General features: G+C 43.4%; 1 protein-coding gene. It reads right to left on the bottom strand.

Annotated elements, in window-relative coordinates; translation table 11 throughout:
- Window positions 1–525, bottom strand: a 525-nt coding sequence (locus HMPREF3112_RS11515) for a Rib/alpha-like domain-containing protein (RefSeq protein WP_256262678.1), incomplete at both ends; no start/stop codon positions are given.

Here is a 525-nt window from a genome sequence, read left to right as displayed (position 1 = left end):
CCTTAGAACCGTCTGGGTAAGTCACAACGACTGTCGATGATTTTTCACCTGGTGTTGTTGTATCCACTGGTGTCTTGAATTCGAACTTAGTTCCTTCTGGAAGATCACCAACATTGCCAATTGAGTCCTTAGCATCTGGTGTTTCACCAACGTTAACCGTTTGATCTTTCGCTACTGGGGTATTCTTATCCGCATCTGTACGTGGATCTTTAACAGTTACCTTAACTGGTACTTCATCTTTAGAACCATCTGGGTAAGTCACAACAACTGTTGCGTCTTTTTCACCAGCTGTTGTTGTATCTACTGGTGTCTTGTATTCAAAGGTTGTTCCACTTGGTAGGTCTGAGACATTGCCGATTGAACCTTTAGCGTCTGGTGTTTCGCCTACGTTAACGGTTTGATCCTTAGCAGTTGGTGTGTTCTTATCCGCATCCGTACGTGGATCTACGACTGTTACCTTAACAGGAACTTCATCCTTAGAACCATCTGGATAAGTCACAACAACTGTTGCGTCTTTTTCACCAA

The organism is Streptococcus sp. HMSC10E12 (assembly GCF_001807855.1).
In the GTDB taxonomy this organism is placed as follows: domain Bacteria; phylum Bacillota; class Bacilli; order Lactobacillales; family Streptococcaceae; genus Streptococcus; species Streptococcus salivarius.
The sequence above is the reverse complement of the archived record's forward strand: the minus strand, read 5'-3'. Positions and strand labels throughout refer to the sequence as shown.